The sequence below is a fragment of the Mesorhizobium sp. M0848 genome, from assembly GCF_040319805.1.
Taxonomy (GTDB): Bacteria; Pseudomonadota; Alphaproteobacteria; order Rhizobiales; family Rhizobiaceae; genus Mesorhizobium.
This window is the reverse complement of the sequence record NZ_JAMYOM010000047.1, coordinates 1-22,915: the sequence shown is the minus strand read 5'-3', so window position 1 is coordinate 22,915 and position 22,915 is coordinate 1. Positions and strand designations below refer to the sequence as shown.

The following is a 22,915-nucleotide window of genomic DNA, read 5'->3' as shown; positions in this document are numbered from 1 at the left end:
ACGATAAGTGACAAAACTGTTCGCGATGTCCTCGCACACCTGTTCGCGATGTCTCCGGTCCAAACAGGGGGGAGATCGGCAGCTTTGCTGGTAGCGCTTTTCCTGCGGTGTGGAGATTGGCGAAAGCAGGACGGACAGCCAATCTCCCCGCTTGCGGGGGAGATGTCCGGCAGGACAGAGGGGGGTGCTGTCCCACCGGCTTTGCCAATCGGCCGATCCCCGCCAAATCGCCCTACTTCGTCTCGCCAATCCTCTCCGCCTTGTCGAGATTGTTCTTGCCGATGACGATCGGCGTCAAAAGCACCAGCTTCTCCTGCGGCTCGGTCTTGTCCTTGGCAAAGGCCACCGCGATGCGCACCGCGGTGCGCGACTGCTCGCCGGGAAACTGCTCGACGGTGCCCGCAAGCTTGCCGTCGCGCACCGCGACCAGCGCTTCCGGCAGTGCATCGAAGCCGTAGATCTTGACGTCGGTGAAGTTGCGAGCGGCGCAGGCCTCCATGGCGCCGAGCGCCATGTCGTCATTGGCGCAGACGATGGCGTCGGGCTTGCCGTTGGCGGCAAGGCCGGCCTCAGTCACCGACAGCGCCTCGGCGCGGGCGAAGTTGGCGGTCTGCTCGAAGACGATCTGATACTTGTCCTTCAAGGGATCGAGCACATTGTGCACGCCCTTGTTGCGGTCGATCGCCGGGCCGGCACCGGGTTGGCCCTGCAGATGGAACAGCTTGGCGCCGTTCGGGAACGCCGCCACCACGGCGTTGGCTTCCGCCTCGCCGCCCTTCACATTGTCGGCGCCGACATGCGCGAGGATGCCCTCGACGCCGTCGACGCGGCGGTCGATCGTCACTACGGGAACACCGGCCTTGACCGCTTCCTCGATGGCCGGCGCCAGTGCGTTGACGTCGAGCGGCGAGATGACGATGGCGTTGACCTTCTGCACCAGGGCGGCCTCGATGTCGGCGGTCTGCTTGGTGGCCGAGTTCTGGCCGTCGCTTTCGGTCAGATTGACGCCTTGCGTGGCGGCTTCCGCCTTGATCTCGTTCAGCATGTGCACGAAGAACGGAAAGCCGAGACTGGGCACCGAGCCAAGGATGGTGAGCTTGTCCTGCGCAAACACCGAGGGCGCGGCAACCATCATGGCGCCGAAAGCCGCGGACGACAGCAGGAATTCACGTCTGTTCATGGGATCCTCCTCCACAAGGACGCACGCCCGAAAACCGGATCGGTTTCAGGAAGGATCATGCGTCGGTTCAAAGTGTGGAGCATCCTCCCTGCGCCCGAAAACGCATGCCGCTCCAGCTGGCCGCCGCTGTAAAAAGAGCCTCCCACCGACGCCTGCACAGGGATGCTAACCCAGCGCCAACCATTTGTGCAACCTCGATATAACAGCGCCGTCCGGCAAATTATCGGAATTGTCGGATTTTTGGATCGTGCGGCATGCTTCCCAGCACAGTAGACACGGCGCTTCGCCTCCTGCGGCCTATTTGGCGTTGACTGACTTCATATTCCTTGTTGAAAGGCCATCATTAAATGTGTATAAATACACATGAAAAGCGCCGACATTATCCGCCTGTTGGAAGCTGATGGGTGGGTTGAAGTTGCCCGAAGGGGCAGTCATGCGCAATTCAAACACCGCGACAGGCTAGGGCGGGTCACCGTCCCTCATCCCAAGCGCGATATTCCAATAGGCACCCTGCGCAGCATCGAAAAACAATCTGGACTGAAACTGAGGTGACGGCCATGAAGCAGTATATCGGACTTATCCATAAGGATGCCGACAGCGACTTCGGTGTGTCTTTCCCTGATTTCCCAGGCGTGATTACCGCCGGCAAGGATCTGGATGACGCCCGGTCCATGGCTGAAGAGGCCCTCGCCCTCCACATCGAAGGGTTGGTCGAGGATGGCGGGGCTGTTCCTGAACCCTCCAGTTTGGAGGCTGTGATGGCGGACGCCGATAATCGCGACGGTGTTGCAATCCTGGTCTCGGCCCAGACCCAGACCAGGAAAACAGTGCGTATCAACGTGACGCTTCCGGACGACATTCTCCAAAGGATCGATGCCTTTGCCGAAGCTCATGGCTATACCCGATCCGGGTTTCTCGCAAAGGCCGCTGAAAAAGTGATGGCGCTTGAAGCGGCGTGACCCGATGAAGCCGCAAATCATCTGCCATATGCTCGCATCACTCGACGGCAGCCTTCATCCAAGCCGCTACACGACAAGTCCGGACGGGACCCGGGCGGAGTGGTCGAGCCTCTACGAGCATATCCACAATGATCTCGCGGCTGACGCCTGGATCGTCGGCCGCGTCACCATGGCCGAGATGAGCAAGGCCGGCGCGCATCCGCCGGCCAATACCGGCAAGGTCGACCGGCCCTATCATTTCGCGCAAAGGGATGCGGGCAGTTATGCCGTGGCGCTCGATGCCTCGGGCAAGCTTCATTTTTCCAAACCCGACATCGGCGGCGACCATGTCGTGGTGCTGCTTGGGCGTGACGTTGCCGACAGCCATCTGGCCGAGCTCGCATCCGACGGCGTGTCCTATATCGTCGCGGAAACGGCGGATATGGATCTCGCCGCGATGGTCGAGGTGCTCGGACGCGAACTCGGCATCCGCCGGCTGCTGCTCGAGGGCGGTGCCGGCATCAACGGCTCGTTCCTTGCGGCCGGGCTCGTCGATGAACTGAGCCTTCTCGTCGCACCCGCGATCGATGGACGGGCCGCGAACCAGGCGTTCGTCGAGTTCGGCGAGAGTGGCCTGCCGGGCAAGATGCAGTTGTCCCTGAAGAGCTGCGAAGCGCTGGCGCATGGACTTGTCCATCTGCGTTACGCAGTTACTCCTGGATGAGGGCTGACCGCCTCGTACAGAAGGGCCGGCAATCTGACTGAAGATTACCGGCCCCTGTATCGTCAGCTTCAGCGCCGATGCTTCAGTCGATCAAGCAGCGTATCGCATCGCGTCGAGATCGGCGATCAGCGTCGGGCCGGTCGGATGCCAGCCAAGCCGTAGCTGGGTCAGCGCGCTGGAGGCCGGCAGATCCATCGGCGCGAACATCGCCATCCAGCCGAAATGCTCCGCCGCTCTTTCCGGCGCGATGGAAACGACCGGCAATTTCAGGCCCCGGCCAAGCGCCTCGGCGATGGCCCGCACCTCGACGCCTTCCTCGCCGACCGCGTGATAGCGCGCGCCCGGTTGCCGCTTTTCCACGGCCAGCCGGTAAAGCCGCGCGACGTCGAGGAGATGGCCCGCGGAGAAGCGGTTGCGGCCTTCGCCGACATAGGCCGAGACGCCTTTTTCACGCGCGATTTCGATGAGCGGCGAGATAAGCCCTTGCTTGACCGGATTGTGGACCTGCGGCAGCCGCACCACCGACACATTGATGCCGGCGTCCAGCAAGGCATTGCCGGCCAGCTCCGAGGCGATGCGCGGATTGGGATGGCCGGGATTGAAGACGTCCTCGATCGCCAGTTCGCCATGCCCGGGGCTGCCCATGCCGACGCCGGAGGTGATCACCAGCGGCCGGTCGGAGCCGGCCAGGGCGGCGCCGAGTGCGGCGATGACGCGCTTGTCCTTTTCGCAATTTTCGGCAAACCGCGAAAAATCGTGGTCGAACGCTGTGTGGATCACAGCCTCCGCCTTGGCCGCGCCGTCGCGCAGCCCCTCGGGATCCTCGAGCGTCCCCCGGAGCACTTCGGCGCCCGCGGCGGCCAGCGCCTCGGCGCCGGCGTCGGAGCGGGTCACGCCGACCACCTGGTGGCCCGCCTGGATGAGTTCGGGAACCAGCGCCGAACCGATGAAACCGGTCGCGCCGGTGAGAAAGATACGCATGCAAAATCTCCTGCACTAGTTGCCTGCGTAATATTGCTGGTCTATTATTCTATTAAAGTAGTGATCTTATCATGGTATAATGACTAACAGGATGCCCTCCAATTCCGCCGGCTCGCTGGCAGCGTTCCTCAAAGACCGGCGCACGCGGCTCGATCCGGCTTCCTTCGGCTTTTCGGGCCGCCGACGCACGCCGGGACTGCGCCGGGAAGAGGTCGCCCAGCGCGCCAACATAAGCCCGACCTGGTACACATGGCTGGAGCAGGGCCGCGGCGGCGCACCCTCGGCCGATGTCCTCAATCGCATCGCCAAGGGGCTGCTGCTGACCGAGGCGGAACGCGAACATCTTTTCATGCTCGGGCTGGGGCGCCCGCCCGTGGTCCGCTACAGAGGCGACGAGGGCGTCAGCCCCCGGCTGCAGCGCCTCATCGACACACTCGATGCCAGCCCCGCCATAGTCAGGACCGCCACCTGGGACGTCGTTGCCTGGAACCGCGCCGCGCGGGTCGTGCTGACCGACTACAGCGCCCTGCCCGAAGGCGAGCGCAACATCCTGCGTTTCATGTTCCTGCGCCCCGTCATCCGCGCCAAGCAGCACGATTGGAAAAACCTCGCCCGTTTCGTGGTCGCTTCGTTCCGTGCCGATGCGGCACGCGCCGGCGCTGTCTCCGAGGTGCGCGAACTCGTCGACGAGCTCTGCAGCGCCAGCCCGGAATTCGACGCGCTGTGGCGGGAAAACGACGTGCTCAGCCACGGCGACGGGACAAAGCGCCTGAAACACCCGGAACTCGGCGATATCGAGCTGGAATATTCGGGCTTCGCGGTCGACGGCCGGCCGGATTTGAGCCTGACCGTCTACAACCCGGTCGACAGCGCCGTCGCCGACCGCATCCGCGCGCTGGCTCTCGCCCGACACCCCAAAGAGTAAGGGCCGGACGACCCGTCCGCGGGGATGACGCCCGCCCTCCTTCAAGCGCGCTCGCAGACCGCCTTCAGGATTTGCAAGGTCGGACCCCAGTAGAGATTGGCGTGCGGACGGATCGCCGGTTCGGCGAAGTCGCTGAGCGTCAGCGTCAGCTTCGTCCCCCCATCCATCGGCGCCAGATCGAAGCTGACCACGGTGTGGTTTTCGGGCACGTCCGCCAGCCGCGAGGCCGACAGCGTGCTCCAGTAGCCGTACGCGAAGCTCTTTTCCGGCTCAAAAGCGCGGATGGTGCCATGGTTCTCGAACGGCATTCCGTGCAGCAGTCCGCGCATCACGATCGCGCCGCCGGCATGCCCTTGCAGGCTGACGGTCAACTCCTCGTCGGACATCCATTGCGGGATCATTTCTGGCGTCGTCAGTATCCGCCCAACCTTGGCCGGCTCGGCACCGATGACGACTGTCTTGGTGATCGGCGAGATGTCGGGAGACTCACTCATGCGAAGCAAGTTTATCGCGGATGCGGCGGCGACAATATCGCCGGTCCAAGAACCGCGGATGCCGCCACTGCCCCCTTGCTTTGCGCACGATTGCAGCAGCGCGTCTTGCGAAGCCATTGCAGCCCGTGGCATTTGTCGGCTCCACCAGCACAGACGGCAGCATGACACCACGGCAGACACGACAAAGCGGCAGGCAGGCGGCGCCCGGCGTCAGCCTGAACCGGGCGCTGTCGAAGCTCGGCCTGTGCTCTCGCACGCAGGCCGAGGTGCTGATCGCCGAAGGCCGCGTGCGTGTCGGCGGCAAGGTCGTGCGCGATGCAGCCCTGCGCGTCGACCTCGACCGCGACCGCATCGTTGTCGACGACAGGCCGGTGGTTGCCGAGCGCAAGGTCTATCTCGTCCTCAACAAGCCGCGCGGGCTGGTCACCACCCGCGACGACCCGCAACAACGCGACACCGTCTATGCCTGCCTGGAAGGGCTCGACCTGCCCTTCGTCTCCCCGGTCGGTCGCCTCGACAAGGCGAGCGAAGGCCTGCTGTTGATGACCAACGACACCCGGTTTGCCAACCGGCTGATGGATCCGGCCTCGCATTTGCCCAAGACCTATCACGTGCAGATCGGCATGGTGCCGGACGCAGCGATGCTGGACAAATTCCGCGCCGGCGTGACCGTTGATGGCGAGACCCTGAGCGCCAGTTCGATCGAATTTTTGCGCAGCGGCGGCCGCACCGCCTGGCTGGAGATCGTACTCGACGAAGGCCGTAACCGCCACATCCGTCGCCTGCTCGCCGCGCACGGCGTCGAGGTTCTGCGCCTCATCCGCATCGCTATCGGCCGCCTGCCGCTCGGCGACCTCGCCAAGGGTACGGCACGGCATTTGACGCCGGAGGAACTGGAGCTGCTGGCGGGGTGAGCCCCGCCTGCGCTGGTGCAGGCGCACAGCAATCCTTCCTGACGGAAAGCTGTCAGGAGGCCTGCCCTATAGGTCGGATGGGAGCCCGCCACGGCTTCAACGATCAGGAGCCAAAGCAATGAATTTCGTCTCTATCCGCATCATCACTTCGGACGTTCAGCGCCTCGTGCGCTTCTACGGCGAGATCACGGGCATGCCCGTGACGGTCTACACGGAAGACTTCGCGGAACTGGCGACACCGGCCTGCACGCTGGCGATTGGCAGCACGCGCACCTTGAAGCTGTTCGGCGGCGACATCGCCCGCCCCGCCGACAACCGCACCGTCATCCTTGAGTTCCGCGTCGGCGACGTCGATGCTGAATTCGCCAGGCTCTCGGACCTCGTCAGGAATGTTACTGTGCAGAAGCCAACCACAATGCCCTGGGGCAATCGCTCGCTGCTGTTTCGCGACCCCGATGGCAATCTGTTGAATTTCTTTACGCCGGTGACCGCCGAAGCGATCAAGAAATTCGACAGATAGGGCGGAAGCGGCGCCGCTGGCCAAAGCCGCCCTATTTCTGGTTCCATTTCCGGATGACCGGCTCGCTCAAATCATGCTCGTAGCCGAGCACGCTGATGCTGGCTGTTTCGAGCACGAGCAGCGCGCCGCCTTCGGGCGGCAGCCCGATCCAGCGCGCCGCCAGCACGCGCAAAAAATGCGCGCTGGAAAACACCAACATGTCGGCATTGGCCTTGCGTAACCCGTCAATGATCCTGTCGGCCCGCGCGCCCACATCGGCCGCCATCTCGCCCTTTGGACAACCATCGCGAAACACATTCCAGCCGGGGCGCTCGGCCAGGATCTGTTTTGTCGTCAGCCCCTCATAGGCGCCATAGTCCCACTCCTGCAGATCGTCTTTCTTGACGCTCTGCGCGCCGAAGCCGGCCAATACGCTGGTGTTGTAGGCGCGCTGCGACGGGCTCGACCATACGGCCGAAAAGGACAGGCCCTTGAGCCTATCCGCGACGCCCCGCGCGGCGGCCTCGCCAACCGGGGTCAACGGCATGTCGGTGCGGCCGGTATGCTGCCCCGAAAGGCTCCATGCCGTCTCGCCATGCCGGACCAGATGGATTTGGGGATACACGCTGCTCATGAGATGCCTTTCGATGTGGTCCGGCACCTTAAGCGACGATGCGGCAAAGGGGAATCCGCTTGGTACAAAACTGCGTGGTCGCCTGGCCTTGATCCGCGGCGGGCCGGCCCTGTGATCATCCTGGTGCCGCAACTATATCAAGGCCAGCCTCTACAAGGCTCCCGCCACCACAAGGGCACGGGCCCTTGCACAACAAGTCGAGATCATCATGTACAAACATCTGCTCATCGCCACGGACGGATCGGAACTGGCCGACAAGGGCGTTGCCCACGGCCTGACATTGGCCAAGGACCTCGGCGCCTCCGTCACCTTCGTTACCGTCTCGGAACCATTCCCGATCTTCGCCTGGGGCGGCGCCATGGCCGGCTATGCCGCCGGCGATGAGCTCGTCGCCTACAAGGAAGAGGCAGGCCGCTATGCCAAGGAAGTGCTCGCCAAATGCAAGGCGTCGGCGGACGCCGTTGGCGTGGCCGCGGAGGTGGTCCATGTCGAGGACAAGCGGCCCGCCGAAGCCATCCTGGAACTGTCGCAGGCCCTGCGCTGCGACCTGATCGTCATGGCCTCGCACGGCCGTCGCGGACTGGGCAAGCTGCTTCTCGGCAGCCAGACGGCGGAAGTGCTGTCCTACACGGAGATTGCGGTGCTGGTGGTGCGGTAACAGATTTGGCCCAGCGCGCTCCTCACATGCCCGTGAGGCTAAAGCGACAGGATTTATATTGTACGGATTCAATCCGTACCATATAATAGCAGACAAAGGAGATAGCCATGCCTCGCAACGTCGGTGATAACGGTCGAATCGATTTCCGGATTCTGCCCGAAGCGAAAGCCGTGATCGCACGTGCGGCCGCCTTGTCGAATGTCGGCCTGACCGAGTTCGTTACGCGCTCCGCACTGCGTGACGCCCAGGCTGCGATCGAACGCGCCGAACATCTTGCGCTGTCAGAACGGGACAGTCTGCGCGTCCTCGACCTGCTTGAAAACCCGCCCTCCCCGACCAACCGCCTTATCCGCGCCGCCAAAGCCGGCCAGACTCTCGCGTGAACTCCGTCACATGGCAAGAAGTGCCGATCGGGAGACAACATAACCGTGCCGCCTTCGACTGTGGCGACGCGGACCTCAACATCTATTTGCAGCGCTTTGCGCGTCAAAGTCATCAAAGCGGTGGCGCAAAAACTTTCGTCGCCGTGACGGCGCAAGATCCTTTGCGCATCCTCGGCTTCTACTCTCTCAGCCCGGCTTCGATCGACTTTGCCAGGACCCCGGCAGTCGCCAAACGCGGCCTTGGCCGCTATGACGTGCCGGTCTACCGTCTGGGTCGGCTCGCCGTAGACCGTACGATACAAGGCCGCGGCCTTGGCGGCGGTTTGCTGCTCGCCGCCGGGAAGCGCTGTATGGCAGTCGCGGAGGAGCTCGGCGGCGTTGCCTTGCTAATCGATGCCAAAGGTGACCAGGCTGCCCACTGGTATGAAGGTTACGGTGCGATCCGTCTGGATGACGCGCCGCTGTCCCTGGTCCTGCCTTTCGCCGCGATCGCCAAGGCGAGAGCTGCATTCTGAACGCCTGCCGCAAGCTACAGAATACCGTCCTCCACAAGATAGACACCCAGCGCCAGCAATCCGACGAAGAAGACTTTCCGGAAGGTCTCGATGCTCATCCTCCGGCGCAATGCCTGGCCGGCGAACATGCCGGCCAGCGCCGGCGCAAGGGCTGCGACCGATCCCGCCAGTTGCGCGCTCGGCGACGCCAGGGCACCGGTCCTGAACAGCCCGATGGCGAGCGCCGCCGTCGACACGGTGAAGGATAGGCCGAGCGCCTGGATCAGGTCTTCTTTCTCCAGCCGCAGCGATTGCAGATAGGGCACTGCCGGGATGACGAAGACGCCGGTGGCGCCGGTGACCAGCCCGGTCGCCACCCCGACCAGCGGTGACATCAAGGCTTCGTGGCGCACCGGCGTGGTGAAGCCGGCCTTGGCGAGGCCGAGGATCGCATAGAGCACCAGTGCGGCGCCCAGCCCGGCCGAAGCCGCGCCCGTATGCGTGCCGGTCAGCAGCCCGGCACCGGCAACGGTGCCGAGCATCACGCCGGCCATCATCGTCCATAGCCGCTTACACAGGCCGCCGAAGGACGGGCCGGTCAGCAATTGCCAGAGATTGGTGACCAACGACGGGATCAGCAGCAGCGCCGCGGCCTGCGCAGGCGGCATCGTCACCGCCAGCAGGCCCATCGCAACGGTCGGCAGCCCCATGCCGACGACGCCCTTGACGAAGCCGGCGGCGAGGAACACGGCGCCGATCCAGGCGAGGACGCCGGCGCTCAGCATGGTCGTATCTTCAAGGCGGGATCAGTCATGCAGCAGCATATCGGTTGCGTCGGCATCCAGGCTGGCGGCCTTTGCCGGCGCCGCATCGCGGCTGGTGGATACGACCGTCGCCGCGCATCCCCGCAGGCCTGATCCCGCTGGCGCCATGGCAAGGCCAGCCACGGCAATGGCCAGCACGATCGCCGTGCTTTCGAGAATGCCGAGCCGGCCTGACGTTCGTTTGTTCATCACAATTCTCCTTCGAAACTGTTTGACGAAGATCCCGGCCGATCACAATGTGGAAGTTGTGCTGCCAACCTTCGGCCAGGACGAAGGCTGGAGGGCCGATCGCCTTCCCGGGCGCTGAATATTCGCAGGAGCAAAAGAATGCGCTTCGATCTGGTCGATCTCCGCCTGTTCCTGCTGGTGGCCGAACGCGGCAGCATCACCCATGGCGCCGAGCTTGCCGGCCTGGCCCTGGCGTCGGCCAGCGCCCGCATCAAGGGCATGGAGGAGCGGCTCGGCGCGCCGCTCCTGGAGCGCCGCCGCCGTGGTGTGGTGCCAACGCCGGCGGGACAGGCGCTGCTGCATCATGCGCGCGCCGTGCAGAACCAGATCGAGGCCATGACCGGCGATCTGGCCGCCTATGCCACCGGCCTGCGCGCCCGCGTCCGGCTGCTGGCCAACACCGCCGCTACAGCCGAGTTGCTGCGCGACATCCTGCCGGCTTTCCTTGTCGCCCATCCCCAGATCGACATCGATCTCGACGAGCGCCCCAGCCATGAGATCGCGCAAGCCGTGGCCAATGGTGCGGCCGATCTCGGCATCGCCGCAACCTGGGCCGGCCTGTCGCATCTCGAACAGAAACCGTTCTTCACCGACCGGCTGGTGGTGATCGCCGCGCGGAACCGGCCCGGCCTTGAAGGCCGCACCGTCAACCTCACTGAGGTTCTCGGCGAATCTTTCGTCGGCCTCAGCACCGGCCATGCGCTGCAGGAGCACATCACGCGCCAGGCGGCCCGCCTTGGCGGCCATCTGCATGTCCGCATCCGCGTGCCTGGCCTCGACAATGTCTGCCGGCTGGTCGCGCAAGGCGCCGGCATCGCCATCGTGCCGGAAAGTGCGGCGGGTCGTTCCGTGCGCACACTGCGGCTGACCGACGACTGGGCGACGCGCCAGCTCAACCTCTGCGCCCGCCGCTTCGAAGAGCTGACGCCACAGGCAAAACTGTTGGCGGCAGCGCTGGTCTGAGCCCTGACAGCGACCACCTATCACCAGTAGCGCTGAATCATTGCCTTGCTTTTCCAATATCCGTGACGTAGCTTGTTTGCACATTGGCAAAAAAATCGCCAAAGTTTTTTCCTTTTGTGAAAGACGGGGACTTTGCGAGAACATCTCGATCTGACCGATCGGCGGCTGGTCAAACAGCTGTCGCAGGATGCACAGCCGGGCATCAACCGCATCGCGGAGATATTGGCGATTTCGGTGCCGACGGTGCGCACGCGGTTGCGCAACCTGCTCGACCGCAACCTGCTCAAGATCGTCGGCCTGCTGAATCTGACCGAGCGTCCCGAGCTGATCTCGGCCATTGTCGGCATCAATGCCCAAGGGCGCGGCCGGGCCCGCGAACTGGCGCAGCGCATTGCCGAACTGCCCTTCGTCAACTCGGCCTCGGTCGTCACCGGGCGCTTCGACATCATCGTCGACGTAACCGTGGCGGGTGACGTCGCCGACCTCTACCGCGTCACTAGCGAACTGATCCCGGGTGCCGGCGAGCCCGGCGAAGTCGTGCGCAGCGAAACCTTCGTCGTCATGGCGTCCTGCAACAAATGGGTCAGCCTGCCGGAAGGCTGCTGGTCGGACGACCGCAAGGAGCCGGCATGAAGATCGCGGTACTCGGCGGCCTCGGCCTGCAAGGCCGGGCGGCAATCGCCGACCTTGTTGCCAGCGACGGCGTCGAGGAAATCGTCTGCGTCGACACCGCAGCGGATGGCCCGGCCCGGCTTGCCGGCCTGACCGATCTTGCCCGTGTGCGCTTCGTCGTGCCTGAAGGCGCGATCGGCCCGGCGCTGGCCAATGTGCTTGATGATGTCGACGCCGTCATCGACCTGTTGCCGCAGCCATTGATGCGCGAGGCGGTGCAGGCCGCGATCGCCACGCGCACGCCGCTGGTCACCACCAACTACGCCAAGTCGATCGCCGATCTGGCGCCGGCCGCCGAACAAGCCGGCGTCTCGATCATGACCGAATGCGGGCTCGACCCCGGCATCGACCTCGTACTCTACGCGCGCGCCGCCAGGCAGTTCTCTTCGATCACCGCGATCGATTCCTATTGCGGCGGCATCCCCGAGCCGAAGGCGATGGCCAAGCCGCTGTGCTACAAGGTGAGCTGGAATTTCGACATGGTCCTGGTCAGCCAGAACCGCGACAGCGTCATGATCGAGGGCGGAAAGCGCGTCGCGGTGCCGGCCGGCCAGCAGCACGAAAACCCTTTCATCCATGAGATCGAGGTCGCGGGCCTGGGCAGGCTGGAAGCGTTCCCAAATGGCGATGCGCTGCATTATGTCGAGATGCTGGAGGCAGCCAAGGGTCTGCGCCGTTCCGGCCGCTACACGCTGCGCTGGCCGGGATGGTCGGCCTTCTGGGCGCCGCTAAAGGAGCTCGGTTTCCTCTCTGAGGACAAGGTGCCCGGCACCTCCAACAGCCCGCGCGAATTCCTCGGCCGGCTGCTCGGCCCGCAACTGCAATATGGTCCCGGCGAGAAGGACCTGTGCGTGATGCGCAATGTCTTTTCCGGCCTCGAAGGCGGCCGCGCCAAGACGGTGACGTCGGACCTGATCATCGAGCGGGACCTGGCTTCGGGCCTGTTCGGCATGAGCCTCGGCGTCGGCTATCCCGCCAGCATCGTGGCGCAGATGCTGGCGCGTGGCGAGATCACCAAACCCGGCCTGCTCAACCCGCTGCTGGACGTGCCCGACGAACCCTTCTTCGACGAGCTTGCCAGACGCGGCATCAAGGTCACCGAGACGGTGGCCTGGGACTGAGGATTTTCGAACGGTGGCTGCCGCCGGCAACGGCGCTGCCGCTCAAAAAGCACCCCAAAGGGTGAAAAACAACGAAGACATGGAACAATAAAACAAGGAGGACTACCAAATGAAGATTGCCAAGCTTTTCATCGCCGGACTTGCGCTCGCCGGCCTTACCACTGCTGCCTCAGCCGGAACACTGGACGACATCACCAAGCGCGGCGAACTGCGTGTCGCCGTGCAGACCCAGGGACCCCCTTTCTCGCTGGTTGGCGCCAATGGCGAACGCACCGGCAGTTCGGTTGAACTGGCCGAACTGATGGCCAAGGAAATGGGTGTGAAAATCACCTTCCTCGATTTCGACTGGGATGGTCTGATCCCGGCGCTGCTGTCAGGCAAGGCCGACCTTCTGGTCGCTGACATGACACCGACGCTGGCGCGCGGCATGAAGGTCGCCTTCACCACGCCTTACATGTACACCGGCAGCACCGTCTTCACCAAGGCCGACAGCAAGTTCAAGACCACCGAAGACTGCAAGGCCAAGGGCACCAAGATCGCCGTGCTGCTCGGCGCCACCGGCGAGAAGGAAGCCAAGAAAGCCTTCCCCGACGCCGACATCAAGAGCTACAAGGGCGGCGGTCCGCTGCTGCTCGACGCCGTCAACAACGGCCAGGCCGATTGCGGCGTCAACGACGTCTCGGCGGTCAAGGGCCAGTCGACCGCCTATCCGGCCGGCAGCTTCACCATCATGCCGGACCTTCTGTCGAAGGAGCCGCTTGCCTTCGCCACCCGCTATGACGAGCCGGACCTGCTGGTCTGGATGAACCTGTTCCTCAACCAGGTCACCATCGACGGTCGCCTGCAGAAGAACCTCGACTACTGGGTCAATTCCGACGCCTGGAAGAAAGACCACTAAGCAGCGATAAAACCCAGGCGGTTTCGCGCGCGTCTCAAGCGCCGCGAACCGCCTGGAATTTCGCTTCATCCGTCGTTTCCTGCACTCTGGGGATTGCACCCAACGATGCTCGAAAATTTCAGTTTCCGCACCATCGTCGAATACCTGCCGCTGTTCGGACAGGGCCTGATCACGACCGTCTGGCTGTCGGCGCTGTCCTTTGTAGGGGCGCTCATCGTCGGCATCGTGCTGTGCGCCATGAATCTGCAGCGCGGCTGGCTGTTTCGTGTGCCGGCCAAGGCCTATATCGATGCGGTGCGCGCCACGCCCTTGCTGGCGCAGCTCTATTTTCTCTATTTCGGCCTGCCCCGGCTCGGCTTCGTCCTGCCGGAACTCGTCGTCGGCATCCTCGCGCTGTCGTTGAACAGCGGTGCCTATATCGCTGAAATCATTCGCGCCGGTATCTTGTCGATCCCGCGCGGCCAGGTCGAGGCCAGCGTCGCCTCGGGCATGACCTATGTCCAGCGCATGCGCCTTGTCGTCCTGCCGCAAGCCTTCAAGGTGACGATCCCGCCTCTGCTTGGCCAAGCCATCGTGCTGGTCAAGGATTCCGCCCTTCTGTCGCTGATCTCGGTTGCCGAACTGACGCGCGCCGGCCAGTTGCTCGCCTCCGACCGCTTCATGCCGGCCGAAGGTTTCCTCACCATCGCCGCCTTCTATCTGCTGCTCTATTACGGACTGAAGGGACTGGCTGGCGTCTCCAGCCGCTGGCTCGGCACGGCGGGGGCGCGGACATGATCTGGCAACAACTGCAAAGCCTCGCCGGCTCCTATCCGCTGGCCCTGCGCGGCCTCGGCATGACCGTGATGCTGTCGCTGATCAGCCTTGTGCTCGGCACCTTGCTCGGCTTCGGCCTCGGCATCCTGCGCACCGGCGGCAACCAGCTGATCTCGGGCTTGATCGGGGCCTGGGTCGACCTGATCCGCGGCACGCCGTTCCTCGTGCAGATCTTCCTGATCTTCTTCATCCTGCCGGAGTTCGGCATCGAGCTTGACGCCTTCACCGCCGGCATCATCGCGCTGACCAATCTGGCCGCCTGCTTCATCTGCGAGATCGTCGTCGCCGGCATCCGCTCGGTGCCGACCGGCCAGGTCGAGGCGGCGCTGGCGTCCGGCCTGTCGCGCTGGCAGCGCATGCGCCAGGTGGTGCTGCCGCAGGCGATGCGCATCGTGCTGCCGCCGCTGGTCGGGCAATATGTGCTGCTGATCAAGGATTCTTCGGTCGTCTCCGCCATCGGTCTCACCGACCTCACCCGCGTCGGCTGGCTGGTGGTGCAGCGTGTGCCCAACGGCCTCTTGGTCTTCTTCCTCGTCGGCGTCGGCTATTTCATCGTATGCTATCCGCTGATCATGCTGGCCCGTCGGCTGGAGCAGCGCATGGGCGCGGCACATGGCGAGGTGCAGTTGTGACTTCCAACCCCAAAGGTCCAGAAAACATGACCACAACGGGCCTTGCCAAGACCGGTATGATCGACTTTCGCGGCGTCAACAAATGGTTCGGCTCGCTCAACGTGCTCAAGGACATCACGCTCAGCGTCGAGCCGCGCGAAGTGGTCGTCGTCTGCGGCCCGAGCGGCTCGGGCAAAAGCACTCTGATCCGCTGCGTCAACGGCCTGGAGGCGATCAAGAACGGCGACCTCGTCGTCGACGGCCAACGCCTGGGCGACCCCGCCACCAACATGACGCAGCTGCGCACCGAGATCGGCTTCGTCTTCCAGTCGTTCAACCTCTACCCGCATAAGACGGCACTCGAGAACGTCACGCTAGCCCCCATCCATGTCCGCAAGATCCCGCGTGCCGAGGCTGAAAAAGCAGGCCGTGAATTGTTGGCCAAGGTTGGCCTCGCCGACAAGGTCAATGCCTATCCCGCACAGCTCTCCGGCGGCCAGCAGCAGCGCGTGGCGATCGCGCGTTGCCTCGGCATGCGGCCCAAGATCATGCTGTTCGACGAGCCGACCTCGGCGCTCGATCCCGAGATGATTTCCGAAGTGCTCGACGTCATGGTGGCGGTCGCCGAGGAAGGCATGACCATGATGGTGGTGACGCACGAGATGGGCTTTGCCCGCAAGGTCGCCCAGCGCGTGGTGTTCATGGACGCCGGCGCCATCGTCGAAAGCGGCACGCCGGACGAGTTCTTTTCACACCCCAAGACCGACCGCAGCCGCGCTTTCCTGAGCAAGATTCTCAGGCATTGATGTCACGCCTTATAAGACATGCTTCTTTTTCGGTGTATCGACGAACCTCCGTTTGGGCAATGCGGGGCTTCCGTCATTGACGACATAGCGCAAACGCGCTGCAAGCCGTGCTTCCGCTTCAGGCCAATCCTTGAGACTTACCGGAAGCCGCGCGATGAGCTTCAGTTCGCGATCGTAAAGATCCACATGGACGAAAGGAATGACGACGACAACGACAATGACTTGTCCAAAGCCTGCCAACTCGGAGAGTGGGATCGTTTTGTTTCTGAAGAGACGACGGTAGATGATGTTTTCGCCTTCGATGCTCCAACGTGCGTATTGGACAGCAATCCCGGCCACCATGAGACCGACAAGGAAAACACCGATGACCACTCCGGACCAAAGCTCGGCCGGGGTCTGCGCTTCGGGATGCGTGAAAATACCATAGATCATGGCTGCCAATGCGCCCGCGGCACCCAGACAGACCAACCATCCCAACGTTCGTTTTGCTGACCCGGTCTTGAATACAAAATCATTCTGCATAAGATTCCACCTGGTTCACTGTGACCGCGGGTAGCGGGAACCCCGCGACGCATTGGATGTTGAGCCGGTCTTCCCGGCGCTCCTTAAGAGCCAGGTTTCCGTCGGCAGTACACTGCGGTAGATGCAAAAGGGATTGCGGTCGATCCCCACTCTCAGCGTTCCGGACCCTTTTGCAGACCATCATGATCGGCGCCAGGTGCCAAGTCACGCGAGATGGGTCACGAACGCTGGCAGGCCGCCCCGCCGTCTGAGCAGCACGATGGCGAGGAAGGCGATCACGCCGCTCGCGGCGACGACCACCAGCACCCACAGCGAATTGGCGACGGATGTCCGCGCCATCATGAAGGCGAGCGCGAACGGCGCGAAGGCCGAGGTGAACTGACGGGCAGCGCTCGCCCATCCGAGCCGCGCACCATAGCCCTCGCGGCCGAAGAGTTCGAGCGGCAAGGTGCCGCCGACGATGCTGGTGAGGCCGGAACCAAGGCCGAACAGCAACACGAACAGGAAAGCGCCTGGCAGCCATGGCGTCGTCAGGAGCAGTGCGCACAGCCCTGCTGTGATCAGCGATGCGGCGATGACGGCGAGGTGCGTCTGCTGCAGGCGGCCGCCAAACAGCATGTTGATCAACCGGCTGGCGACCTGCGCCGGCCCGAACAGGGTCGAGACGAAGAGGCCTGCGGTTCCGAGCCCCAGCGCCGCCGTCAGCGGCACCATGTGGATGAGGATCGCCGACAGCACGAAGCCCTCGGTGGCGAACCCCGCCAGCATGAGCAGGAAGGCGGTCCGGCCGCGCCGCGCATCGAGCCGCGTGCCCGCTTCATCGGGGGCGGACCCGCGCTCTTGCGGCATGACTGCTGCATGGCGGCGCGACAGGCGCATCAGCCACGCGTGGATCGGCAGGCATAGGCCGAGATTGAGAGCGGCGAACAAAAGATAGACCTCGCGCCATGTCAGATGCGCATGCAGCGCCGAAGTCAGCGGCCAGAACAGGGTCGAGGCGAACCCGGCGATAAGCGTCAGATGGGTGATGCTGCGCTGCGGTCGGGGAACCCCGATCTGCACGATCGCAACGAAGGCGGCGCTGTAGAGAACGAAGCTGGAGGCCAGTTCCATCGCCAGCAAGGCCACAACGAAGCTCACGCGGTCGGGCGCGACGGCGCACAGCGCCAGCGCCACGGCTGCCGCCACCGAGCCGACGGTCATGATGCGGCCGGCGCCGAAGCGGTCGGCCCACCGCCCGGCAGTCGGCGCGAACAGGCTGCCGGCAAACAGCGAGGCCGACAGCGCGCCGAACACCCAGCCTTCCGTGAGCCCGAACTCCCCAGCCATTGCCGGCGCCAGGATCGAGAAGCTGTAGTAGAGCGTGCCGTAGCCAATGATCTGGGTCAGCCCAAGCGCCCAGATCGCCTTGCGCAGGACGGATCGTTCAGGCATCGGCGCCGACCGCCATATCCTCTCGCGTCTCGGTGGCCGGCGCGGTTGCGCAGCCGCAACCCGATGCGCCGGTTGCCTTGGCGTCCGCATCCCTGACGCAGCAGGCATCGACAGCGGCCGGCGCGGGCCCGCCACAGCAGCCGGCGCTTGCCGCTACCGTCGCGACACCGACGGCGCTGCACACGCCGGTCTCCGGCAGCACCAGCCGGACCTCGCGGGCCGCGGCATGGTCTCCGGCAATATCGGCCACCACCGAGCGGACCTGCTCGTAGCCGGTCGCCATCAGGAAGGTCGGGGCACGGCCGTAGGATTTCGAGCCGACGATGGTGAAGCCCGGTTCGGGATGGGCGAGCTCTGCAATGCCATGCGCGGGAACCGTGCCGCATGAGTGGAAGTTTGGATCGATCAGCGGCGCCAGTGCCCGCGGCGCCTCGACGGCGGGATCGAGCGCGATGCGGATTTCGCTCAGGAACGACAGGTCTGGCCTGAAGCCGGTGGTGACGACGATGCGGTCGATGGCCAGGCTGAACGGCTTGCCACCCAGGCCGGCGTCGACAACAAGCCCCTCGCCCTGCGTCTTGATGCCGTTGACGGCGAAGGGCGCCAGCATGTTCAGCCTGCCATCCGCCATCGCCTGCCTGGCAGCCAGCCCAAGCGCGCCGCGTTCCGGCAACTGGTCGTTCAGCCCGCCGCCGAGCAATCTCTCGATGCTGGCGTGGCGCAGCGCCCAGAAGATTTCGGTGCCAGGCGCCGCATCCTGCAGCTCCATCAGCGCCAGCGCGACGTTGATGGCCGAGTGCCCGCCGCCGATGACCAGGATGCGCTTGCCCGCATAGTCTTCTCTCGCCTTGCCGAGCACGTCGGGAATGCCATAGGCGATGCGTGCCGACGCCTCGCCTTCGCCGGAAACCGGCAGCCCGTCGACGCCGATCGGATTTGGCTGCCACCATGTTCCGGACGCGTCGATGACGGCGCGCGCGAGAACGCGGTGTTCGCCGCCGGCATCGCGATAGCGGATGACGAAGGGCGCGTCCTTGCGACCATCATTGGCGACCTTGTCGTGTCCCTGACGGGTGATCGCGGTGACCTCGGCGCCGAGCTTCAAATTGGCGGCCATCGCGGGAAGCCGGCCAAGCGGCGTCAGATAATCGCGCACGATCTCGCCGCCGGTCGGCAGGCCCTGGCTGTCCGGCGCCGTCCAGCCGGAGCGGTCGAGCAGCGCCCGCGCCGCCGTATCGATGTTGTATTTCCATGGCGAAAACACCCGCACATGGCCCCAATCGAGCAGCGCCGCACCCACGCTTTCGCCGCGCTCCAGGATCAACGGACGAATGCCGCGCTCGACCAGATGCGCCGCGGCTGCCAGCCCGACCGGGCCGGCGCCGATGACCGCGACGGGAAGGTTTGCCATCATGTCCATAGGTTCGATCCTTCCGGTATGTTCGAATTATAAGTGCAAAAAAATCAAGCCAGCGCTTTGCCGACGGCGGGCGCGCAGACGGCGTCAGCGCAGCACTCGTCGGCGAGATAGCCGATCAGCGCATTCATGCCGGGATAGTTGGCGCGGCAGATCAGCGTCGTCGCTTGCCGCTCCTGCGTGACAAGCCCGGTGTCGACCAGCCGTTTGAGGTGATGCGACAGCGTCGAGGACGGAATGTCGAGCTTGCCCTGGACGCTGCCGACGGCAAGCCCGTCGTCACCGGCGCGCACCAGGATGCGATAGAGCTGAAGCCGCGTCGGATTGCCGAGTGCTTCAAGCTGGGCAGCTGCTTTTTCGAGTTTCATGGAAATAAACTACGCGGCACTTTTCGCGCCGTCAACTTAATTTCGAAAAATATGGAAATAACATCAGCCGGCGCGTTTGCCCGAGGCGCCTGTGACCACCTCGCCATCCTCCTTGGTGAACGCACCGATCTCCGGGTTGGGCAGGACGTCCAGCACCTTTTCCGACGGCCGTGCAAGGACGACGCCGAGCGGGCTGACCACGATCGGCCGGTTGATCAGGATCGGATGTGCCAGCATGAAATCGAGGATCTGCTCGTCGGACCATTTCGGGTCGGCAAGGCCGAGTTCGGCATAGGGGGTGCCCTTTTCGCGCAGCAGGTCTCGCGGTGTGATGCCCATCGCGGCGATCAGTTCGACCAGCCTTTGTCGCGACGGCGGCGTCTTCAGATATTCGATCACCTCCGGCTCCTCGCCCGACTGCCGGATGATGGCCAGCGTGTTGCGCGACGTGCCGCAATCGGGGTTGTGGTAGATGGTGATGGTCATTTCGAGGCCTTCCCAGTCGACATGGTATTCCGGACGGCGCCACCCTTCTCGTACCAGCCCTTGCTGCGGTTCACGATCCACACCACCGACAGCATGACCGGAACCTCGATGAGCACCCCGACCACGGTGGCAAGGGCCGCGCCCGAATTCAGCCCGAACAGCGCGATCGCGGCGGCCACCGCCAGCTCGAAGAAGTTCGACGCGCCGATCAGCGCCGATGGTCCAGCCACGCAGTGCCGCTCGCCGCTGAGGCGGTTGAGCAGATAGGCAAGACCGGAGTTGAAATAGACCTGGATCAGGATCGGCACTGCCAGCAGCACGATCACCAGCGGCTGCGCAATGATCTGCTCGCCCTGGAAGCCGAACAGCAGTACCAGCGTCGCCAGCAAGGCAATCAGCGACAAGGGCTGCAGCGTGGCAAGCAGGGCATCGAGCCCGACCTGTCCCCTCGCTGCCAGCAGCCGGCCACGAACTAGCTGCGCGACGATCACCGGCGCGACGATGTAGAGTGCGACCGACAGCATCAGCGTGCCCCATGGCACGGTGATCGCCGACAGGCCGAGCAGCAGGCCGACGATGGGGGCGATAGCGACGATCATGATCGCGTCGTTGAGCGCCACTTGCGAAAGCGTGAAATTCGGCTCGCCGCGCGTCAGGTTCGACCAGACGAAAACCATCGCCGTGCAGGGCGCCGCGGCAAGGATGATCAGCCCGGCAATGTAGGAATCGATCTGCACGGCGGGCAGCCATGGCCGGAACAGCCAGCCGATGAAGAGCCAGCCCAGCAGCGCCATCGAGAACGGCTTCACCGCCCAGTTGATGAACAGCGTCACGCCGATGCCGCGCCAATAGGTGCCGACCCTGGCCAGCGAGGCGAAATCGACGCGCAAGAGCATCGGCACGATCATCAGCCAGATCAGCACGGCGACAGGAATGTTGACCCTGGCGATCTCGGCCGACGCGATGGCTCCGAACACGCCCGGCAGCAGATGGCCAAGCGCGATGCCCGTGACGATGCACAGTACAACCCACACCGTCAGATATTTCTCGACGAAGCCGATGCCGGGCCGCACCGCCACAGCTGCGTTCAAAGCATGATCGGTCATGATGGCTTTCCTTGTTCGAACGGCGCGCGGCGGACAGTCACAAGCCCCTCAGCAGTCACAGGTCACGGCATTGATGACGGGACGGCAGAGCTCCGGCGCGCCATTGCAGCAATCTTCCATCAGATAGGCCAGCAGGTCGCGCAAGCCGGTCATATCGGCGACATAGCGCACGGTCCTTCCGTCGCGTTCGGGACGGATCAGCCCGGCATGGGCGAGCACCTTCAGATGCGCCGACATGGTGTTCTGGATCGTGTCGAGCCTCGTTGCGATCCCGCCCGCCGGAATGCCTTCCGGGCCGGCACGCAAGAGCAGGCGGAAGACATCCAGCCGCGTCTCCTGGCCAAGCGCGGCCAGCGCGTTCAAAGTGTGCTTCTTATCCATATATCTGAATCCTTGGATTTATGGACACCTGGATATCGACTTCCCCGCCATCTGTAAAGCCTGTCCGCCGCTACGATGTGACGGCCAGCACCTTTCCCGTATCGTGCTGGCGCACGAAGTCCACGCGGGCGCCGTCCCAGTGATAGCTGTAGTGGCGGCCCTGCACTGGAATGGTAATGACATCGGGCCAGAAGATGCCGATGCAGCCGCCGCCCGGCATGCGCACGCTGTTCCACACCAGCCCGTCGCTGCCTGCTGCCCGCAGCGCCCGCCCTTCCGCCTGCGAGGCGGAATAGTCGTCCGGGTCGAGCACGCCGGGCACGGCGTTGACGTCATCTAGGTCGCGGTCGACGCTGCCGATCAGCACGCGGAAGTCAGCCGTCCAGCCCGGCCCCTCGTTGGTGGCACGCATGAATTTCTGATGATGGTGGATGGTCTCGGCCAGCGCGACGTCCTCACTGTCGCCGGCATAGTAGATGCCGTAGCTGCCATCCGAGAAGCGGCCTGGCCTCAGCGTCGAGCAGTGCACGAAGGGCGCCATCACGAAGCTGGCGCCGGGGCCGGAAACCCGCCTTGCGGCCGACACCTTGCCGAGATCGCCGATCTCCAGCCTTATGCGCGGGTTTGTCTTCGCCTCGACGGCGGCCAGCGCCTCCCAGTCGCGCGGGTCGGCAATGTCCTCGAAGAGGTCGATGGGCGGATGGATGGAGCGGATGATGCGGAAGGTCTGGTGCCAATGGACGCCGCGCCGGACCGCAAGCCCACTCACCATGCACTACGCTCCGCATCGAGCCATTCGCGCATCGCCGAGAGATCGGAGATTTCGCCGCGCAGCATCAGGTCCAGCGCCGACTGGCCGCCGAAGGTGGCATTGGGCTTGCGTATCCAGGCATAGCCGCGCGCCGGCTCCGTGAACAGATAGCGCAGGCCCTTATGGATGCCCATCAGATGCGCCAAGCGGGTGCGCAGGTCGCGGTCGATCCTGCCGACGCCGCCTTCCTTCGCCCCAGTCTTCCAACGCGCCCAGGTCCGCGCCGACATGCCGCCGAGCAGGATGCAGGCCTCCAGGTCGGTGAGATTCCAGGCCTTGAACAGGTTGACCGTGGTGCGCGCCAGCGCGCCAGCTTCTTCATCCGAGATAGCGGCTCCGACCGTGGCCGGCGTGGTGACGATGGACTGAAGCTGCATTTTGTGCCTCGCTATTGGCAGACATATAGCATGTATTTGCCAATTGGCAAGATAAGTCCAACCGCATCTTGATGGGAAGAGGATGGCGGGACGTGGCAGGGCTTGGGTTCCTCGCCCCCCCCGGAGTGGGGGGGGGGGGCCCCAAACAAGAAAGAGGCCCCCCCGGCCCCCTGTACAAAGCGGCCGACATAACCGGGGGGGTTTTAACCAGAGACGGAGGCGCCGCCGACATAGCGGTTGGAGTGGGGGG

General features: G+C 64.2%; 31 protein-coding genes. 16 read left to right on the top strand and 15 right to left on the bottom strand.

The features are described 5' to 3' along the window. Positions 1 to 232: 232 nt before the first annotated feature. Positions 233 to 1,180: a substrate-binding domain-containing protein gene (locus tag NKH95_RS32510; protein WP_352894479.1), complete on the bottom strand. Its 948-nt coding sequence runs from the start codon at positions 1,178 to 1,180 to the stop codon at positions 233 to 235. Positions 1,181 to 1,543: 363 nt separating this feature from the next. On the opposite strand from NKH95_RS32510, the gene NKH95_RS32505 reads away from it, so the two are divergent. The 3 genes from NKH95_RS32505 to NKH95_RS32495 are packed head-to-tail and all read left to right on the top strand — an operon-like array spanning position 1,544 to position 2,842. Then, positions 1,544 to 1,732, top strand: coding sequence for a type II toxin-antitoxin system HicA family toxin (locus tag NKH95_RS32505; RefSeq protein WP_127326556.1), 189 nt, complete (start codon positions 1,544 to 1,546; stop codon positions 1,730 to 1,732). A 5-nt stretch (positions 1,733 to 1,737) separates the two neighbouring features. Continuing rightward, positions 1,738 to 2,139: a type II toxin-antitoxin system HicB family antitoxin gene (locus NKH95_RS32500; RefSeq protein WP_128305606.1), complete on the top strand. Its 402-nt coding sequence runs from the start codon at positions 1,738 to 1,740 to the stop codon at positions 2,137 to 2,139. A gap of 4 nt (positions 2,140 to 2,143) precedes the next feature. After that, positions 2,144 to 2,842 carry a RibD family protein gene (locus NKH95_RS32495; RefSeq protein WP_352443114.1) on the top strand — a complete coding sequence of 233 codons (699 nt, stop codon included), beginning with the start codon at positions 2,144 to 2,146 and terminating at the stop codon, positions 2,840 to 2,842. Between the two features lie 90 nt (positions 2,843 to 2,932). Here the strand turns inward: NKH95_RS32495 and NKH95_RS32490 are convergent, their stop codons facing one another. Next, positions 2,933 to 3,823: an SDR family oxidoreductase gene (locus NKH95_RS32490; RefSeq protein ID WP_352443115.1), complete on the bottom strand. Its 891-nt coding sequence runs from the start codon at positions 3,821 to 3,823 to the stop codon at positions 2,933 to 2,935. Positions 3,824 to 3,914: 91 nt separating this feature from the next. Between NKH95_RS32490 and NKH95_RS32485 the strand changes: the two genes are divergently transcribed. After that, the gene (locus NKH95_RS32485) at positions 3,915 to 4,748 is read left to right on the top strand and encodes a helix-turn-helix transcriptional regulator (RefSeq protein ID WP_352443116.1); all 834 of its coding nucleotides are present in this window, start codon (positions 3,915 to 3,917) and stop codon (positions 4,746 to 4,748) included. A 41-nt stretch (positions 4,749 to 4,789) separates the two neighbouring features. On the opposite strand, the gene NKH95_RS32480 is transcribed toward NKH95_RS32485, so the two are convergent. Next, positions 4,790 to 5,242 carry an SRPBCC family protein gene (locus NKH95_RS32480; protein ID WP_352443117.1) on the bottom strand — a complete coding sequence of 151 codons (453 nt, stop codon included), beginning with the start codon at positions 5,240 to 5,242 and terminating at the stop codon, positions 4,790 to 4,792. 161 nt (positions 5,243 to 5,403) lie between these two features. Between NKH95_RS32480 and NKH95_RS32475 the strand changes: the two genes are divergently transcribed. Both NKH95_RS32475 and NKH95_RS32470 read left to right on the top strand, forming a co-directional pair. Continuing rightward, positions 5,404 to 6,156 (top strand): pseudouridine synthase, encoded by a 753-nt coding sequence (locus tag NKH95_RS32475; protein WP_352443118.1) that lies wholly within the window; start codon positions 5,404 to 5,406, stop codon positions 6,154 to 6,156. 118 nt (positions 6,157 to 6,274) lie between these two features. After that, the gene (locus NKH95_RS32470; RefSeq protein ID WP_352443119.1) at positions 6,275 to 6,676 is read left to right on the top strand and encodes a VOC family protein; all 402 of its coding nucleotides are present in this window, start codon (positions 6,275 to 6,277) and stop codon (positions 6,674 to 6,676) included. A gap of 31 nt (positions 6,677 to 6,707) precedes the next feature. Here the strand turns inward: NKH95_RS32470 and NKH95_RS32465 are convergent, their stop codons facing one another. After that, positions 6,708 to 7,289 (bottom strand): histidine phosphatase family protein, encoded by a 582-nt coding sequence (locus NKH95_RS32465; RefSeq protein ID WP_352443120.1) that lies wholly within the window; start codon positions 7,287 to 7,289, stop codon positions 6,708 to 6,710. A 208-nt stretch (positions 7,290 to 7,497) separates the two neighbouring features. Between NKH95_RS32465 and NKH95_RS32460 the strand changes: the two genes are divergently transcribed. The 3 genes from NKH95_RS32460 (at position 7,498) to NKH95_RS32450 (ending at position 8,845) form a co-directional block, all read left to right on the top strand. Next, positions 7,498 to 7,947 carry a universal stress protein gene (locus NKH95_RS32460; protein WP_023813270.1) on the top strand — a complete coding sequence of 150 codons (450 nt, stop codon included), beginning with the start codon at positions 7,498 to 7,500 and terminating at the stop codon, positions 7,945 to 7,947. A gap of 107 nt (positions 7,948 to 8,054) precedes the next feature. Then, positions 8,055 to 8,330, top strand: a complete 276-nt coding sequence (locus NKH95_RS32455) for a type II toxin-antitoxin system TacA family antitoxin (protein WP_352610826.1) — start codon at positions 8,055 to 8,057, stop codon at positions 8,328 to 8,330. Then, positions 8,327 to 8,845 carry a GNAT family N-acetyltransferase gene (locus NKH95_RS32450; protein WP_352610827.1) on the top strand — a complete coding sequence of 173 codons (519 nt, stop codon included), beginning with the start codon at positions 8,327 to 8,329 and terminating at the stop codon, positions 8,843 to 8,845. Before NKH95_RS32455 ends, NKH95_RS32450 begins: the two co-directional genes overlap by 4 nt. Positions 8,846 to 8,859: 14 nt before the next feature. Here NKH95_RS32450 and NKH95_RS32445 read toward each other — a convergent pair whose 3' ends face one another. Beyond that, positions 8,860 to 9,609, bottom strand: coding sequence for a sulfite exporter TauE/SafE family protein (locus tag NKH95_RS32445; RefSeq protein ID WP_023813267.1), 750 nt, complete (start codon positions 9,607 to 9,609; stop codon positions 8,860 to 8,862). 21 nt (positions 9,610 to 9,630) lie between these two features. After that, entirely contained in the window at positions 9,631 to 9,837 is a 207-nt protein-coding gene (locus NKH95_RS32440) for a hypothetical protein (protein ID WP_023813266.1), read from the bottom strand. 138 nt (positions 9,838 to 9,975) lie between these two features. Between NKH95_RS32440 and NKH95_RS32435 the strand changes: the two genes are divergently transcribed. The 7 genes from NKH95_RS32435 (at position 9,976) to NKH95_RS32405 (ending at position 15,763) form a co-directional block, all read left to right on the top strand. Then, complete coding sequence (locus NKH95_RS32435) at positions 9,976 to 10,839, top strand: LysR substrate-binding domain-containing protein (RefSeq protein ID WP_352551420.1); 864 nt, start codon at positions 9,976 to 9,978, stop codon at positions 10,837 to 10,839. A 132-nt stretch (positions 10,840 to 10,971) separates the two neighbouring features. After that, entirely contained in the window at positions 10,972 to 11,472 is a 501-nt protein-coding gene (locus NKH95_RS32430) for an Lrp/AsnC family transcriptional regulator (RefSeq protein ID WP_023813263.1), read from the top strand. Continuing rightward, positions 11,469 to 12,632 (top strand): saccharopine dehydrogenase family protein, encoded by a 1,164-nt coding sequence (locus tag NKH95_RS32425; RefSeq protein ID WP_352610828.1) that lies wholly within the window; start codon positions 11,469 to 11,471, stop codon positions 12,630 to 12,632. Before NKH95_RS32430 ends, NKH95_RS32425 begins: the two co-directional genes overlap by 4 nt. Before the next feature lie 109 nt (positions 12,633 to 12,741). Then, positions 12,742 to 13,530, top strand: coding sequence for an ABC transporter substrate-binding protein (locus NKH95_RS32420; RefSeq protein WP_023813261.1), 789 nt, complete (start codon positions 12,742 to 12,744; stop codon positions 13,528 to 13,530). Between the two features lie 105 nt (positions 13,531 to 13,635). After that, positions 13,636 to 14,307 carry an amino acid ABC transporter permease gene (locus NKH95_RS32415; RefSeq protein WP_023813260.1) on the top strand — a complete coding sequence of 224 codons (672 nt, stop codon included), beginning with the start codon at positions 13,636 to 13,638 and terminating at the stop codon, positions 14,305 to 14,307. Further along, complete coding sequence (locus NKH95_RS32410; protein WP_023813259.1) at positions 14,304 to 14,978, top strand: amino acid ABC transporter permease; 675 nt, start codon at positions 14,304 to 14,306, stop codon at positions 14,976 to 14,978. The genes NKH95_RS32415 and NKH95_RS32410 overlap by 4 nt, the downstream gene beginning before the upstream one ends. Positions 14,979 to 15,004: 26 nt before the next feature. Continuing rightward, a complete protein-coding gene (locus NKH95_RS32405) occupies positions 15,005 to 15,763 on the top strand; it encodes an amino acid ABC transporter ATP-binding protein (RefSeq protein ID WP_023813258.1) in 759 nt (252 codons plus the stop codon). 9 nt (positions 15,764 to 15,772) lie between these two features. Here NKH95_RS32405 and NKH95_RS32400 read toward each other — a convergent pair whose 3' ends face one another. The 9 genes from NKH95_RS32400 to NKH95_RS32360 all read right to left on the bottom strand — a co-directional run bounded on the left by NKH95_RS32400 (position 15,773) and on the right by NKH95_RS32360 (position 22,665). Further along, positions 15,773 to 16,285: a hypothetical protein gene (locus tag NKH95_RS32400; RefSeq protein ID WP_352551425.1), complete on the bottom strand. Its 513-nt coding sequence runs from the start codon at positions 16,283 to 16,285 to the stop codon at positions 15,773 to 15,775. A 204-nt stretch (positions 16,286 to 16,489) separates the two neighbouring features. Next, a complete protein-coding gene (gene arsK, locus NKH95_RS32395; RefSeq protein ID WP_128305597.1) occupies positions 16,490 to 17,719 on the bottom strand; it encodes an arsenite efflux MFS transporter ArsK in 1,230 nt (409 codons plus the stop codon). Then, a complete protein-coding gene (locus NKH95_RS32390; protein WP_502895411.1) occupies positions 17,712 to 19,133 on the bottom strand; it encodes an NAD(P)-binding domain-containing protein in 1,422 nt (473 codons plus the stop codon). The genes arsK and NKH95_RS32390 overlap by 8 nt, the downstream gene beginning before the upstream one ends. A gap of 50 nt (positions 19,134 to 19,183) precedes the next feature. Further along, the gene (locus NKH95_RS32385; RefSeq protein WP_127294920.1) at positions 19,184 to 19,504 is read right to left on the bottom strand and encodes an ArsR/SmtB family transcription factor; all 321 of its coding nucleotides are present in this window, start codon (positions 19,502 to 19,504) and stop codon (positions 19,184 to 19,186) included. 63 nt (positions 19,505 to 19,567) lie between these two features. Beyond that, entirely contained in the window at positions 19,568 to 19,990 is a 423-nt protein-coding gene (arsC, locus tag NKH95_RS32380; protein ID WP_127294918.1) for an arsenate reductase (glutaredoxin), read from the bottom strand. Further along, positions 19,987 to 21,096 (bottom strand): ACR3 family arsenite efflux transporter, encoded by a 1,110-nt coding sequence (gene arsB, locus NKH95_RS32375; protein WP_502895409.1) that lies wholly within the window; start codon positions 21,094 to 21,096, stop codon positions 19,987 to 19,989. Before arsB ends, arsC begins: the two co-directional genes overlap by 4 nt. Before the next feature lie 48 nt (positions 21,097 to 21,144). Then, positions 21,145 to 21,477, bottom strand: a complete 333-nt coding sequence (locus tag NKH95_RS32370) for an ArsR/SmtB family transcription factor (RefSeq protein WP_352443134.1) — start codon at positions 21,475 to 21,477, stop codon at positions 21,145 to 21,147. A gap of 70 nt (positions 21,478 to 21,547) precedes the next feature. Continuing rightward, positions 21,548 to 22,249: an RES family NAD+ phosphorylase gene (locus NKH95_RS32365; protein ID WP_352443135.1), complete on the bottom strand. Its 702-nt coding sequence runs from the start codon at positions 22,247 to 22,249 to the stop codon at positions 21,548 to 21,550. Continuing rightward, a complete protein-coding gene (locus NKH95_RS32360; RefSeq protein WP_352443136.1) occupies positions 22,243 to 22,665 on the bottom strand; it encodes an antitoxin Xre/MbcA/ParS toxin-binding domain-containing protein in 423 nt (140 codons plus the stop codon). Before NKH95_RS32360 ends, NKH95_RS32365 begins: the two co-directional genes overlap by 7 nt. Positions 22,666 to 22,915 lie beyond the last annotated feature (250 nt).